Origin of the sequence: Streptomyces sp. NPDC047081 (assembly GCF_040643775.1) — a bacterium.
Lineage (GTDB): Bacteria > Actinomycetota > Actinomycetes > Streptomycetales > Streptomycetaceae > Streptomyces.
Window position 1 is genome coordinate 61,140 of the sequence record NZ_JBEYUY010000012.1, and the last position, 12,753, is coordinate 73,892.

The 12,753-nt window shown below is 70.1% G+C and carries 15 protein-coding genes and 1 riboswitch; of the genes, 6 read left to right on the forward strand and 9 right to left on the reverse strand.

The features are described 5' to 3' along the window. Window positions 1-117: 117 nt before the first annotated feature. Genes ABZ848_RS23600 through ABZ848_RS23610 form a run of 3 tightly spaced genes read right to left on the reverse strand, consistent with a single transcriptional unit; the run spans window position 118 to window position 2,136 of the window. Window positions 118-1,263: a cystathionine gamma-lyase gene (locus ABZ848_RS23600; RefSeq protein WP_360834822.1), complete on the reverse strand. Its 1,146-nt coding sequence runs from the start codon at window positions 1,261-1,263 to the stop codon at window positions 118-120. Next, the gene (locus ABZ848_RS23605) at window positions 1,260-1,751 is read right to left on the reverse strand and encodes a low molecular weight protein-tyrosine-phosphatase (protein ID WP_360834824.1); all 492 of its coding nucleotides are present in this window, start codon (window positions 1,749-1,751) and stop codon (window positions 1,260-1,262) included. The genes ABZ848_RS23600 and ABZ848_RS23605 overlap by 4 nt, the downstream gene beginning before the upstream one ends. A 7-nt stretch (window positions 1,752-1,758) precedes the next feature. After that, entirely contained in the window at window positions 1,759-2,136 is a 378-nt protein-coding gene (locus ABZ848_RS23610; protein ID WP_242768332.1) for a phage holin family protein, read from the reverse strand. A 59-nt stretch (window positions 2,137-2,195) separates the two neighbouring features. On the opposite strand from ABZ848_RS23610, the gene ABZ848_RS23615 reads away from it, so the two are divergent. The 4 genes from ABZ848_RS23615 (at window position 2,196) to ABZ848_RS23630 (ending at window position 4,706) form a co-directional block, all read left to right on the forward strand. Then, window positions 2,196-2,513: a cupin domain-containing protein gene (locus ABZ848_RS23615; protein ID WP_200703065.1), complete on the forward strand. Its 318-nt coding sequence runs from the start codon at window positions 2,196-2,198 to the stop codon at window positions 2,511-2,513. A 180-nt stretch (window positions 2,514-2,693) separates the two neighbouring features. Then, window positions 2,694-2,906 carry a DUF5326 family protein gene (locus ABZ848_RS23620; protein ID WP_242768329.1) on the forward strand — a complete coding sequence of 71 codons (213 nt, stop codon included), beginning with the start codon at window positions 2,694-2,696 and terminating at the stop codon, window positions 2,904-2,906. 529 nt (window positions 2,907-3,435) lie between these two features. Continuing rightward, the gene (locus ABZ848_RS23625; protein ID WP_360835196.1) at window positions 3,436-4,170 is read left to right on the forward strand and encodes a helix-turn-helix domain-containing protein; all 735 of its coding nucleotides are present in this window, start codon (window positions 3,436-3,438) and stop codon (window positions 4,168-4,170) included. A 98-nt stretch (window positions 4,171-4,268) separates the two neighbouring features. Beyond that, on the forward strand, window positions 4,269-4,706 hold the full coding sequence (locus ABZ848_RS23630; protein ID WP_360834827.1) for an SsgA family sporulation/cell division regulator: 438 nt from the start codon (window positions 4,269-4,271) through the stop codon (window positions 4,704-4,706). A gap of 311 nt (window positions 4,707-5,017) precedes the next feature. Here ABZ848_RS23630 and ABZ848_RS23635 read toward each other — a convergent pair whose 3' ends face one another. Further along, the gene (locus ABZ848_RS23635; RefSeq protein ID WP_360834829.1) at window positions 5,018-6,475 is read right to left on the reverse strand and encodes a YibE/F family protein; all 1,458 of its coding nucleotides are present in this window, start codon (window positions 6,473-6,475) and stop codon (window positions 5,018-5,020) included. Window positions 6,476-6,546: 71 nt separating this feature from the next. Next, window positions 6,547-6,736: riboswitch (TPP riboswitch) on the forward strand. Here ABZ848_RS23635 and thiC point away from each other — a divergent pair. Next, complete coding sequence (gene thiC, locus ABZ848_RS23640; protein ID WP_360834831.1) at window positions 6,729-8,561, forward strand: phosphomethylpyrimidine synthase ThiC; 1,833 nt, start codon at window positions 6,729-6,731, stop codon at window positions 8,559-8,561. (Overlaps the previous riboswitch by 8 nt.) 43 nt (window positions 8,562-8,604) lie before the next feature. On the opposite strand, the gene ABZ848_RS23645 is transcribed toward thiC, so the two are convergent. Then, window positions 8,605-9,543: an NADP-dependent oxidoreductase gene (locus ABZ848_RS23645; protein ID WP_360834833.1), complete on the reverse strand. Its 939-nt coding sequence runs from the start codon at window positions 9,541-9,543 to the stop codon at window positions 8,605-8,607. Between the two features lie 94 nt (window positions 9,544-9,637). Between ABZ848_RS23645 and ABZ848_RS23650 the strand changes: the two genes are divergently transcribed. After that, entirely contained in the window at window positions 9,638-10,054 is a 417-nt protein-coding gene (locus tag ABZ848_RS23650; protein ID WP_360834835.1) for a helix-turn-helix domain-containing protein, read from the forward strand. Between the two features lie 19 nt (window positions 10,055-10,073). Here ABZ848_RS23650 and ABZ848_RS23655 read toward each other — a convergent pair whose 3' ends face one another. The 4 genes from ABZ848_RS23655 to ABZ848_RS23670 all read right to left on the reverse strand — a co-directional run bounded on the left by ABZ848_RS23655 (window position 10,074) and on the right by ABZ848_RS23670 (window position 12,603). Beyond that, the gene (locus ABZ848_RS23655) at window positions 10,074-10,301 is read right to left on the reverse strand and encodes a hypothetical protein (protein WP_360834837.1); all 228 of its coding nucleotides are present in this window, start codon (window positions 10,299-10,301) and stop codon (window positions 10,074-10,076) included. A gap of 10 nt (window positions 10,302-10,311) precedes the next feature. Further along, complete coding sequence (locus ABZ848_RS23660; RefSeq protein WP_360834839.1) at window positions 10,312-10,509, reverse strand: NUDIX hydrolase; 198 nt, start codon at window positions 10,507-10,509, stop codon at window positions 10,312-10,314. A 67-nt stretch (window positions 10,510-10,576) separates the two neighbouring features. Next, window positions 10,577-10,972 (reverse strand): VOC family protein, encoded by a 396-nt coding sequence (locus tag ABZ848_RS23665; RefSeq protein ID WP_360834841.1) that lies wholly within the window; start codon window positions 10,970-10,972, stop codon window positions 10,577-10,579. A 767-nt stretch (window positions 10,973-11,739) separates the two neighbouring features. Next, a complete protein-coding gene (locus ABZ848_RS23670) occupies window positions 11,740-12,603 on the reverse strand; it encodes a hypothetical protein (protein WP_360834843.1) in 864 nt (287 codons plus the stop codon). Between the last annotated feature and the right edge of the window lie 150 nt (window positions 12,604-12,753).

Genomic DNA, 12,753 nt, shown 5'->3' on the forward strand with positions numbered 1-12,753 from the left:
CGCGGTTCTTCGCGCGCGGAACCGAGGACGGTCCGAGCCACGAGGGGGGAGGCTCGGACCGTCCGTTGTACGGAGCGGAACACCGGCCGGGTGTCCGTAAACCAGGCTCTGACGTGGTCATTCCGCCGACTCGTCCAGCGCCCGCAGCACATCCGCCACCAGGTCCTCGGCATCCTCGGCGCCGACCGAGAGGCGGATGAAGCCCTCGGGCACCGCGTCCCCGCCCCAGCGTCCGCGGCGCTCGGCCGTGGACCGCACACCCCCGAAGCTCGTCGCGTCGTCCACAAGCCGCAGCGCGTCGAGGAAACGCTCGGCACGCGCGCGCGTGGGCAGCGTGAACGACACCACGCACCCGTAGCGGCGCATCTGCTGCGCGGCGACCTTGTGCGCGGGATCGTCGAGCAGCCCGGGATAACGCAGCCCGGTCACCTCGGGCCGCTCCCGCAGCGCTTCGGCGACGGTGAGGGCCGTGGCGCACTGCCGGTCGACGCGCAGCTGGAGCGTGGCGATCGAACGGTGTGCGAGCCAGGCCTCCATGGGCCCCGGAATCGCCCCGACGATCTTCCGCCAGCGCCGTACGGCGGCCATGGCCTCGCCGTCCCGGCCGGCGACGTAACCGAGCAGCACGTCCCCGTGCCCGGTCAGCTGCTTGGTGCCGCTGGCCACCGAGAAGTCGGCGCCGAGCTCCAGCGGGCGCTGTCCCAGGGGCGTCGCGAGGGTGTTGTCGACGGCGACGAGCGCGCCACGCGCGTGTGCCGCCTCGGCGAGCCGCCGGATGTCGCAGGTGTCGAGCCCGGGGTTCGACGGCGTCTCGATCCACAGCAGCTTCGCGCCGTCGAGGACGCCGAGCTGGGCGTCGTTCGCCGTCGGCGCGGTGCGCACCTCGACGCCGTACGCCTCCAGCTGGGCACGGATCAGGGGCAGCACCTGGTAGCCGTCGTTCGGGAGTACGACGGCGTCCCCGGCGCGCACCTGGGAGAACAGCACCGCCGAGGCGGCGGCCACGCCCGAGGCGAGGACGAGCGTCTCGACGTCCTCCTGCCCGGGCGCCTCCAGCTCGCCGATGGCCCGCTCCAGCAGGGTCCAGGTGGGGTTGTCGTCGCGGCCGTAGGTGTACGGGCCGCTGACGTCGCCCGGCAGGTGGTAGTGGGCGGCGAACACCGGACCGGGGAGGGTCGGTTCGTTCTTGACCGCCTCGGGCAGTCCCGCCCGCACCGCCCGCGTGCCGTCGCCTTCGCCCACCGGCGTACCGGAATCACTCATGCCGCCTGCCCTTCCACCTGCTCGCGTACCGCGGCGAGCAGACCCTCGCTCGCCGCCTCCACCATCTCAAGGCACTCCTCGAAGCCGTCCATGCCCCCGTAGTAGGGGTCGGGGACGTCGAGGTCGTCGCCGGCCGCGGGGTCGTACGAGCGCAGCAGCCGGACCTTGGCCGCGTCCTCCGGGGTCGGCGCGAGGCGGCGCAGGGCCTTGAGGTGGCCGGTGTCGAGGGCGACGACGAGGTCGAGGCGGGCGAACCACGACGGCCGGAACTGACGGGCCGTGTGGGCGCCGTCGTAGCCGCTCTCCTCCAGGACGGCGACGGTGCGCGGGTCCGCACCGTCGCCCTCGTGCCAGCCGCCGGTGCCGGCGCTGTCGACCTCGACCCGGTCGTCCAGCCCCGCCTCCGCCACACGGTCGCGGAAGACCGACTCCGCCATCGGGGAACGGCAGATGTTGCCGGTGCAGACGAAGCAGACGCGATAGGCCATCGCCTGCTCAGTCCTCGTCGGGCAGGACGACGTGCAGCGCCCAGGAGACGATCGAGATGATCAGGCCGCCGAGGACGGCGGTCCAGAAGCCCTCGACGTGGAAGCTGAGGTCGAGCTTGTCGGCCAGCCATGAGGTCAGCAGCAGCATCAGGGCGTTGACGACGAGCGTGAACAGGCCGAGCGTCAGGATGACGAGCGGGAAGGACAGCACCTTCACGATCGGCTTGACCAGGAAGTTCACCAGGCCGAAGACCAGGGCGACGAGGATAAGGGTCCAGGCCTTCTTGCCTGTGCTGTCACCGGTGAGGGTGATCTTGTCCAGCAGCCATACCGCGACCGCCAGGGCGCCCGCGTTGGCGATCGTCTTGACTACGAAATTCTTCATGTGTCTGATCGTGGCAGACGAGATCGGTTACGAGCACCGGGACGAGGGCGACAACGGCGATGAAGGCATTCCGGCTGGACGAACTGGAGGCGGAGCGCGCCGCAAATGACGGCGCCTACCTGCAGTTTCTACGGGAGCGGAACATGTCGGTCGGGTTGTACGCGCTCGACGCCGGTGAGCATGATCCACAGAAGCCGCACAACCAGGACGAGGTCTACTTCGTTGTGAGCGGCCGCGCCGCGATCACCGTCGGTCTGGAGACGACTCAGGTGGCGCGCGGCAGCGTGATCTACGTGCCGGCCGGGGTCGCCCACAAGTTCCACCACATCAGCGAGGACCTGCGGGTGCTCGTGGTGTTCTCTCCACCGGAAAGCTGAGCCGTCGCCTCGGGGTTCCCTAGGGGTTCGATCAGGGGAGGACAAGGGATGCGAGGCCCCCGCCGGGCACCACCTCGGCCCTAGCATCGAGTGCAGGACATCAGAAGGATCCGGCATCCAAGACCCGGGTCATCGACGGACCCGGTGCGAGCGACGGGCGGAGAGGTAAGGACGAGAGCAATGGGAGAGATCTTCGCGGGACTGCCCTGGTGGGTGAAGTGGATCGCGGTGCCGGTCATCGCCCTGGTCGTCTTCGGCGGCCTGATAGCCAGCGTCGTCGGCTTCGTCATCGGGCTGCTCTTCAAGGTGCTGGTCTTCGTCGCCCTGGTCGGCGGACTCATCTACGTGGTGCGGAAGTTCACGTCGAGTTCGTCGTCGCGCAGCGACTGGTGAGGGGCGTCGGGGGCCGGTGACCGGTGGCCGCGGAAGTCGGTGATCGGTAACAGGAACCATCGGTTCCCTCGCGCGAGGGAAGTTTTCCGGACAGGCCGTCTCAAGACGGTCGCCGCCCATTAGAGTCCGGAACCCGACGCGGGGGTCACCCCGCGAGCGGCGTACACCCCCTCCCGTGTTCCCCCGCACGGGCTGCCCTCTCGCGCTTCGGGAGTGACCCTTGGCCACGGACACCGCACTCACCGTCCCTCACGCACCGCCAGGATCGGCCCAGGCCGCCGCAGTGCCCCCGGGACGCCTCCGGCCGCCCGAGCAGCCCGGCCCCGCGACACAGGAGTGCGCGACGGCCGGCCCGGCGGCCACACCCCCGGCGCGGCCACGACCACCGGCCTCCGCGCGACCACCGGTCCCCGCGCGGCCGCAGCCGACCCGTACGCCGACGCCTCGGCCGGGCTCGACACGGCTCCCGGACGTCCCGGCGCCCGCGCACCCCGAATCCCCGGCCGCACAGCCCCAGACCGCGACCCTCATCGGCTCCGTGCAGCGCGCGATGCGCCTCCTGGAATGCGTCGCCGACCATGCGCACGGCGCCCCCGCCAAGCAACTCGCCCGCGAGACCGGCCTGGCCCTCCCCACGGCCTACCACCTGCTGCGCACCCTGGTGCACGAGGGCTACCTGCGCCGCGACAAGGGACTGTTCTTCCTCGGTGACGCGGCCGAGCGGCTGGGCAGCAGCGGAGCCCAGCAGAAACGTCGCAGCACGGTGGTCGAGGCGCTCGCCGGCTGGCGGGACGCGATCGGCGTGCCCGTGTACTACGCGGTGTACCGGGACGGCGAGATCGACGTCATGTGCGTCTCCGACACCCCGGGCAACCCGGCGGTCGAGGAGTGGGCCGACTTCCGCGAGACCGCGCATGCGCACGCGATCGGGCTGTGTCTGCTCTCCCAACTCGACGAGGACGCCCGCCGCGACCACCTCGACCGCTACCCCGTGCAGTCCATCACCCCGTACACGGTGTGTGACGACCACGCGCTGCTGCGGCGGCTGGAGCGGACGCGGCGGATGGAACCGGTCATCGAGCGGCAGGAGTACGCGCTGGGCACGGTCTGCGCGGCGATCCCGATCACCCTGGGCACCACGGCCGCGACGATGGCCATCTCCCTGCCCGCGCACCAGGCCGACCGGTTGGTGTCGGCGGCGCAGCAGCTGCAGTGTGAGGTCGGGCGCCTGCTGGGGTCGCTCGCGATCTCTATCAGTATCTGAAAACTCACTCCTTGTGATCTGTCGTGCACGTTCAGCAAGATTTCATCAGTGTCAGGGGATGATTCCCAGCCAGACGGCTTCATATGACGGGGTAGGCGATGCGCGAGTCCGTACAGGCAGAGGTCATGATGAGCTTTCTCGTCTCCGAGGAGCTCTCCTTCCGTATTCCGGTGGAGCTGCGTTACGAGCCCTGTGATCCGTATGCCGTGCGGCTGACCTTCCATCTGCCCGGGGACGCCCCGGTGACCTGGGCGTTCGGCCGGGAGTTGCTGATCGACGGGGTGGGGCGGCCGTGCGGGGACGGGGACGTGCGGGTCTCGCCCGCCGAACCGGACTCGCTGTGCGAGGTCCTGATCCGGCTTCAGGTCGGCCGCGACCAGGCCCTGTTCCGCTCGTCGACGGCGCCTCTCATCGCGTTCCTCGACCGCACGGACAAGTTGGTGCCGCTGGGGCAGGAGGGCGCCCTCGCGGACTTCGACGCCCATCTCGACGAGGCGCTGGACCGCATCCTGGCGGAGGAACAGAGCGCGGGCTGAAGCGGGCGATGAGGCCGAAGGAACGCTTCGGCACGAGGCTGAGGGAACGCATGGGCGCGGGGTCGCGAGTCGGCTGAAGAGGTGCAGGAACGCTTCTGCGGCAGTGGGCGGGAGTCGGGAGCGGGTCCGAGTCGGAGGTGGGCCGGAGGCGGCAGCGGACCGGAGCTGGCTGCGGGCGGGCTTTGGAAGCGGGCCAGAGTCGGAAGCGGGTCGGAGACTGCAGTGGGCCGGAATCGGCAGCGGACCGGAATCGGCAGCGGACCGGAATCGGCCCTCCCGTCTCAGCGCTCACCGCATCGGCCCTCCCCGCTTCACCGCTTACGGCGCCGGCCCCTCCCCCCGCGTGCCGGTGCCGCCGGTGCTGTGCCCGCCGTTGCCGTCGTCGGTACCGCACCCGGTTCAGGGCGGTCGGCCGCGACCACCAGGGCCGCGAGCAGGGTGGTGACCGGTACCGAGGCGACCAGGCCGATCGAGCCGACCAGTGTGCGCACGATCTCCTCGGCGACCAGCTCGCTGTTGGCGACCGTGCCGACACTGCTCTGGGCGATGGAGAAGAGCAGCAGCAGCGGCAGCGCGGCGCCCGCGTAGGCGAGGACCAGCGTGTTGACCACGGACGCGATGTGGTCGCGGCCGATCCGGATGCCCGCGCGGTACAGCCCGCGCCAGCCCATCGCCGGGTTCGCCTCGTGCAACTCCCAGACGGCGGAGGTCTGCGTGACCGTCACGTCGTCCAGGACACCGAGCGAGCCGATGATGACGCCCGCGAGCAGCAGACCGCTCATGTCGATCGACGGATACAGGCCGTGGATCAGGCCGGTGTTGTCGTCGGTGTTGCCGGTGAGGGCCGCCCAGTCGATGAACTCCGAGCCGAGGATGCCGATCAGTATCAGCGAGATCAGGGTGCCGAGCACGGCTACGGACGTACGGGCCGACAGCCCGTGGCAGATGTAGAGGGCGATCAGCATGATGGCGCTCGACCCGATCACCGCCACGAGCAGCGGGTTCGAGCCCTGCAGGATCGCGGGCAGGATGAAGAAGTTCAGGATCAGGAAGCTGATGGCCAGCGCCACCAGCGCCATGATGCCCCGCAGTCGCCCCACCACCACGACGGCGAGCGCGAAGATACCGGCGAGCAGGGCCATCGGGAACCGGCGGTTCACGTCGGTCACCGAGTACTGCAGGTCCTTGGGCGCCGAGGGCTCGTAGGCGACCACGACCTTCTCGCCCTCGTGCAACTGCCGTGACTGGTCCGGCTGCACGATCTCGGTGAACGTACGGCCCTTGTCCTTGCCCGAGTCGACGCGGATCGTCGCCTTCTTGCAGGTGCCGTTCTCCTCCTGCTTCGCGGAGGAGTTTCCGGTGGTGGAGGTGTCACCGGTCGAGGACCCGCTGGAGGCGTTCACCGACTTGCAGCTCACGCTCACGACCTTGGTGACGGTCGCCTGCTGGGTCTGCCGGTCGAAGCCCACGCCGGTGCGCTCGTGAGCCGGTGCGCCGCCGGGCCACAGCACCGCGAGGCCCACCACTACGGCCGCGGCGAACGGGATGAGGATCGCCGCGATGACCTTGCGCAGGTGCTTGGAGACAGGGGCGGCCGGGCCATGGCTGTGACTGTGGCCGTGTCCGCCACCTGATCCGTGGCCCTGCTCGCCGCCCGATCCATGCCCGTGTCCGCGACCGTGGTCGTGCCCCGACCCGTGGTCGTGTCCACGGTCGTGCCCCGACCCGTGGATGTGCGGTGGCTCCGGGGGCTGATGTGTCGTGGTCACCGCCCGATCATCGCAAGAACGACAGGGGCCCCCTGTTCACCGCGCCCGAATTGACGCTAGCGTGGAGGCACCTTTGCACACGCGGGAGCTCGGAGCACCGGGCTGAGAGGGCGCTGACCTCCGTCCCAGCGATGTTTCACGTGGAACATCACCGAAGTCGAGTGATGTTCGCCACGAGGCATCGACAGACGGAAATCGCTGCGTCGACCGCCGAACCTGTTACCGGGTAATGCCGGCGTAGGGAGTAGGTCTCATGACCATCAAGGACGCACGCACGCCTGCCTCCAGCCAGGACGAACAGCTCATTCGGGGGGAAAAGCCCCAGGATGAACGGTCCCAGGGCGAACAGGCCCAGGAGGCCGGGAAGTCCATCGGCTGGCACAAGGCATACGTCGAGGGCTCGCGCCCCGATCTGCGGGTGCCGGTCCGTCAGGTGCACCTCACCAACGGGCAGTCGGTCACGCTGTACGACACCTCTGGCCCGTACACCGATCCGCTCACCGACACGGACGTCCGCAGGGGGCTCGCCCCGCTGCGGGAGAACTGGATCATCGGCCGCGGCGACACCGAGGAGTACGCGGGCCGGCCCGTCCGCCCCGAGGACGACGGGATCAAGCACACCGCGCCGCGCGGTGGCCTGCGCAACCTCGACGCCGTCTTCCCGGGGCGTCCGCGGCAGCCGCGCCGCAGCCGTGACGGCAGGGCGGTCACGCAACTGGCGTACGCACGCCGGGGCGAGGTCACGCCCGAGATGGAGTACGTGGCCATCCGGGAGAACGTGTCCCCCGAGGTCGTCCGCGAGGAGATCGCGGCCGGACGCGCGGTGCTGCCGGCCAACGTCAACCACCCGGAGATCGAGCCGATGATCATCGGCAAGCGGTTCCTGGTGAAGGTCAACGCCAACATCGGCAACTCCGCGGTCACCTCCTCCATCGAGGAGGAGGTCGAGAAGATGACCTGGGCGACCCGCTGGGGCGCCGACACGGTCATGGACCTGTCCACCGGCCGCAACATCCACACCACCCGCGAATGGGTGCTGCGCAACTCCCCCGTCCCCATCGGCACCGTCCCGCTCTACCAGGCGCTGGAGAAGGTCGACGGCCGCGCCGAGGAGCTGACCTGGGAGATCTACAAGGACACGGTCATCGAACAGGCCGAGCAGGGCGTGGACTACATGACCGTCCACGCGGGCGTGCGCCTGCCGTACGTACCGCTCACCGCGAACCGCAAGACCGGCATCGTCTCGCGCGGTGGCTCGATCATGGCCGCGTGGTGCCTCGCGCACCACAAGGAATCGTTCCTGTACGAGAACTTCGAGGAGCTCTGCGAGATCCTCGCCGCCTACGACGTCACGTACTCGCTCGGCGACGGCCTCAGGCCCGGCTCGATCGCGGACGCCAACGACGAGGCGCAGTTCGCGGAGTTGCGCACGCTGGGGGAACTCAACACGATCGCCAAGCGTTTCAACGTACAGACCATGATCGAGGGCCCGGGACATGTCCCGATGCACAAGATCAAGGAGAACATCGACCTTCAGCAGGAGATCTGTGATGAAGCTCCGTTCTATACGCTCGGCCCGCTGACGACGGACGTCGCGCCGGCGTACGACCACATCACCTCCGGCATCGGTGCCGCGATGATCGCCTGGTGGGGCACGGCGATGCTCTGCTACGTCACGCCCAAGGAGCACCTGGGCCTGCCCAACCGGGACGACGTCAAGACCGGCGTCATCACCTACAAGATCGCCGCCCATGCGGCCGACCTCGCCAAGGGCCACCCCGGGGCGCAGGACTGGGACGACGCCCTGTCCGACGCCCGCTTCGAGTTCCGGTGGGAGGACCAGTTCAACCTGGCCCTCGACCCGGACACGGCACGGGAGTTCCACGACGAGACGCTTCCGGCGGAGCCCGCCAAGACCGCCCACTTCTGCTCGATGTGCGGGCCGAAGTTCTGCTCGATGAAGATCTCCCAGGACATCCGCCGCGAGCACGGCGGCAGTCGGGTGGAGATCGAGGAGGGCATGGCGTTGAAGTCGAAGGAGTTCGCGGCGAGCGGGAACCGGGTGTATCTGCCGATCGCGGACTGACGTCCGGAGGTCGAGGCCTGAGCAGGCACCACCGGTGGAATCGTCAAGGGACGAGGACGATCTTGCCTGTGGTGCGCTTGGCCTCGATGGCTCGGTGGGCCTCGGATGCCTCGGCCAGGGGGTAGGTCCGCTGGACCTGGACACGCAGTCGGCCGGATTCGATGCGTTCGGTGACCTGTTGCAGCAGGTCACCGGAGGGCTCGGCGGTGACCCAGGTGTAGCGCAGCCCGCGCGCCGCGGCCTGTTCCTCGTCCGTGCCGGGGTCGATCGCGGCGCCGATGAGAAGGCCGCCCGGTCGCAGTACGTCCAGGGAGCGCGGGCCGTAGGAGCCGCCGACCAGGTCGAGGACCACGTCCACCGGGGCCACGGCGGTTTCGAAGTCGGCGGTGGTGTGGTCGATCAGCTCGTCGGCGCCCAGTTCGCGCAGGCGGTCGTGGTTGGCGGCTCGTGCTGTGCCGATGACGTGCGCGCCCAGCTCCTTGGCCAGCTGCACAGCGACATGGCCGACGCCGCCCGCCGCCGCGTGGATCAGGACCCGGTCGCCCGGCCGGACCTGTGCCAGCACGGCCAGCGCCTGCCAGGCGGTGACCGCGACCAGCGGTACGGCTCCGGCGTGCGCCAGGTCGAGGTTCTCGGGCGCGAACGCCAGCGCGTCGGCGGGCACGGCGGTGAACTCGGCGTACGCGCCAAGGCGGCTGACGGCGAGCATGCCGTACACCCGGTCCCCCGGCACGAATCGCGTCACACCCTCGCCGACCCGCTCGACGACGCCGGACACGTCGTTGCCCGGCGTCCAGGGGAGGGTCACCAACTCCGGCACGCGGCCTGCCCGCAGCACCGCGTCGCCGGGGTTGACCCCGGCCCCGGCGACCCGCAACAGGACCTCGCCGGGCCCGGGTTCGGGTACGTCGGTCTCGGTGTAGGTCAGTACCTCGGGACCACCGAAGGAGGTCTGGACGACGGCATGCATACGGGCTGACATCAGGGCTCCCCATCGGTCGGGCGGGATGCGTCCCATCGTCGGCCCGAGCGATCACCCCACGGAAGAAGGCACTTTTCTGATATCGAGGTTCCTCATGGATACCGGCTTCGACCTGAGAAAACACGGCGGTGTGGACGTCTTCTTGCGGGACTGTCCCACCCGTGCCGTGCTGGAACTCATAGCGAGCAAGTGGACCATGCTGGTGCTGGTCGCCCTGGAGGACGGCCACCCGATGCGGTTCGCCGAACTGCGCCGGCGGCTGGACGGCGTGACGTCCAAGGTCCTGACGCAGACGCTGCGCACACTGGAGCGCGAGGGCCTGCTGACCCGTCAGGTCTACCCGACGGTCCCGCCGTGCGTGGAGTACCGGCTGACCGACCTGGGCCGGGAGGTGGGCGGCCTGCTGCAGAGCATCACCGACTGGTCGCAGGCGAACATCTCCGCGATCCAGGCGGCCCGCAAGGACTTCGACGAACGCACGGCTGCGGCGATGGGCCCTACGGGGGCGTGACCTCAGACCGAGGACAGGATCATCGGGTCCGCCACGCATCGACGTGCTCAAGCACGTACTCGGCGAGTTGGGGCGTCTGGAGGCCGAGGGACGACAGGACGGAGCCACGCAGAGGAACCCGGGTGGGTTCGAAGGTGCCGATGTCCGGGTCGCCGAGCTCGGGGCCGCCACGCCGGTCCGGGCGCATGTCCAGCAGGTCGGCGAGGAAGTAGTGCCGCGTGACGGCGACCCTGCCCGGCTCGGTCACCGTCAGGAATTCAGTGGGCGGGACCGATCGTCGCGCCGAGCTCCTCCATGACCTCGCGACGCAGCGCCGCTTCGAGGTCGGCGTCCTCGGACTCGACGCTTCCGCCCACGGCCGTCCAGTACGGCAGTCCGCCTGGCCAGCCCCGTCGTAACAGGACCAGATGGTCACCGTCGAGGAGGACCACGCGTACCTTGTGGCGGACCTTCATGTCCGCGACGGTAGCGCGCCGGGCCCTCGGCCGACGCACGTCGGGCAAGCGGGGCCGGACGGCCGACTCAGGCCGCCGCATCCTGCGGATACCACCGCAGCTCTACCGAGTTGCCGTCCGGGTCCTGGACGTGCACAGAGGTGGCCGTGCCGCGGGCGCCGTAGCGGGGGACCGGGCCTTCGAGGACCGTGAAGCCGGCCGAGGTGATGAACTCGTCCCAGTCCAGGGGGTCCACGGTGAGGCAGATGTGGTCGACGTTGGACTCGCCGCGAGGACGGGCGGCCAGGTCGACGATGGTCTCCGGCGTGATCCGCACGGAGGGGAACGGCACCTTTCCGGCCCGCCATTCGGCGACGCGTACCGGCTCCAGGCCCAGCCGGTGGACGTAGAAGTCCAGGGGACGCTCGACGTGCCGGACGTTGAGGACCAGGCGGTCGAAGGCCTTTACGCGGACAGCGGGCATGAGGAGGTCCTCCGGGAAGGGCGTTCAGGTGGGTGCCTTCACGATCCGCCGGGGCAGGTCCGCCATCAAGGACGGATCCACGGAGCTGCACTTCGGCCGTACCGCCGAGCGGCTGCGTCTCACCACCGGGCGGGTCGGTCGAGGTACGGGAGGCTCAGCTGGCCAACTCCCGCGCGAGCCTGCTCGACGGCTCGGTCGACGTGCTCGTCGCCTCGTACCCCTTCGACGGCATGGCGCGAGGACCCGTACTGCTGATGGAGCGGCGGGTGCTCGCCGTGGCCGTCGGGAATCCGCGGCCGGCGAGGAGTCGGTGTCGCTGGAGGTGCTCGCGGAGCACCCCGTGGTGCGGTACCCGGAGGCGACGTCGGTCGGCTTCAAGCGCGACCGCACCCCGGACCGCACACTCTCGGGCCGCCCTGTGGAGAAGGGACCGGCCGGAGGGTCGTTCTCCGAGATGCTCACGCTCGTCGCGATGGGCAAGGGTGTGCTCCCGGTCGGCGAGCACGCCCGGCGTTACTGCCCGAGGCCGGACGTCGCCCATGTGCCGCTCCACGACGCGCCGCTCGTCGAACGGGACCCGTCTGGCTGGAGGGCAACACCACAGAACGCGTACGGGAATTCGTACGGGCGACCGCGGACGTCGCCGACACACTGCCGGCGGCCTGAGTGCGGGCCGGGGCGGTGTGCGCGGACGTCCGGCGGATTTGCCCGGTACTCGGCTTGCGCTCCCCCGCGGCGACACGTAAGCGGAAGGCGCAAGCCGTCGGTCACTCCAGCTGGTGGTCCGGGCCTCCGAAGTCCGGGCTGGTGTAGTCCGGGCTGGAGAAACTCGGGCGCGGACCGGCGGCCGGGCCGTCCTCCGGGCTGCTGAAGCCCGGCCGGCCGTAGCCGAGGTGCGGGATACGGCTCGGCGCCGCCGGTTCCGTGCGGTGCAGGGCGGCTGAGCCCGGGTCGGAGAGCGCCTCCCGCAGGAAGGGCAGGATGCCGCGCTCCAGAAGCGCCTCGCGCCAGGCTTCCCTGGCCCGGGTCACCTCCTCGCTCAGTTCGCCGTACGGTCCCGACTCCAGGGAGGGCCGGTTGCGCAGGGCGGTGAGCAGCAGCCCGACCGCGGCCACGAGGATCGCGACCGCCGTCATGGCGCCGAACACCCAGCCGGCCATGAGCATGGTCTTGCCGAACGCCTGTTTGGGGGCGAGCGACCTGAGGATGTAGCCGACGAGCAGGAAGATCGCGGCGGCCGTTCCGGCGAGGACGGGGGTGAGGACGGCGGCGACGGCGACGGCGCCCGCGCCGGCGGGCTCGCCCGCCTCGCCGAGGGTGGTGGCGAGCCCCATCACGCCCGTGCCCGGCTCCTCGGAGCCGGTCTCGCGGGCGGTAGCCGGGGTGGACGGCGCCGGGCGGCGCAGTTCCTCGCGAACCTTCACGTAGTGCTGGTACTCGGTCGCCGCGGCCGCCGTGATGAGTGCGGTGGCGTTCAGCGCCATGGTGCGCAGCTGTTCGGGATTCAGCCGCTGTCCAACAGCGGCCAGTTCCGGGCGGTGTGGGGCGGAGCGCAGCGCCTCATCGAGGACCCGCTCGTACTCCTGGCGGTCCTCGCTCAGCAGGTGCTGCGGAACGCTGTTCATGTGCATCCCCCGATGCTCCGTAGGGCTTGGGGCTCGCATGCCAACGAGCCGTCGGGCAGAAACGGAGGGGAGCCTGCTACGGATAAGCCGATGGTAGAGCGGGGACGGCACGCGGTGACAGGGGGTTTCCGGAAATTGGGCCCTGGCCTGCGCCGT

Bases quoted from the DNA above. Each gene is read 5' to 3' on its own strand.
- ABZ848_RS23600 (WP_360834822.1), bottom strand. From the start codon at position 1,263: ATGAGTGATTCCGGTACGCCGGTGGGCGAAGGCGACGGCACGCGGGCG.
- ABZ848_RS23605 (WP_360834824.1), bottom strand. From the start codon at position 1,751: ATGGCCTATCGCGTCTGCTTCGTCTGCACCGGCAACATCTGCCGTTCC.
- ABZ848_RS23610 (WP_242768332.1), bottom strand. From the start codon at position 2,136: ATGAAGAATTTCGTAGTCAAGACGATCGCCAACGCGGGCGCCCTGGCG.
- ABZ848_RS23615 (WP_200703065.1), top strand. From the start codon at position 2,196: ATGAAGGCATTCCGGCTGGACGAACTGGAGGCGGAGCGCGCCGCAAAT.
- ABZ848_RS23620 (WP_242768329.1), top strand. From the start codon at position 2,694: ATGGGAGAGATCTTCGCGGGACTGCCCTGGTGGGTGAAGTGGATCGCG.
- ABZ848_RS23630 (WP_360834827.1), top strand. From the start codon at position 4,269: ATGCGCGAGTCCGTACAGGCAGAGGTCATGATGAGCTTTCTCGTCTCC.
- thiC (WP_360834831.1), top strand. From the start codon at position 6,729: ATGACCATCAAGGACGCACGCACGCCTGCCTCCAGCCAGGACGAACAG.
- ABZ848_RS23645 (WP_360834833.1), bottom strand. From the start codon at position 9,543: ATGTCAGCCCGTATGCATGCCGTCGTCCAGACCTCCTTCGGTGGTCCC.
- ABZ848_RS23650 (WP_360834835.1), top strand. From the start codon at position 9,638: ATGGATACCGGCTTCGACCTGAGAAAACACGGCGGTGTGGACGTCTTC.
- ABZ848_RS23660 (WP_360834839.1), bottom strand. From the start codon at position 10,509: ATGAAGGTCCGCCACAAGGTACGCGTGGTCCTCCTCGACGGTGACCAT.
- ABZ848_RS23665 (WP_360834841.1), bottom strand. From the start codon at position 10,972: ATGCCCGCTGTCCGCGTAAAGGCCTTCGACCGCCTGGTCCTCAACGTC.
- ABZ848_RS23670 (WP_360834843.1), bottom strand. From the start codon at position 12,603: ATGCACATGAACAGCGTTCCGCAGCACCTGCTGAGCGAGGACCGCCAG.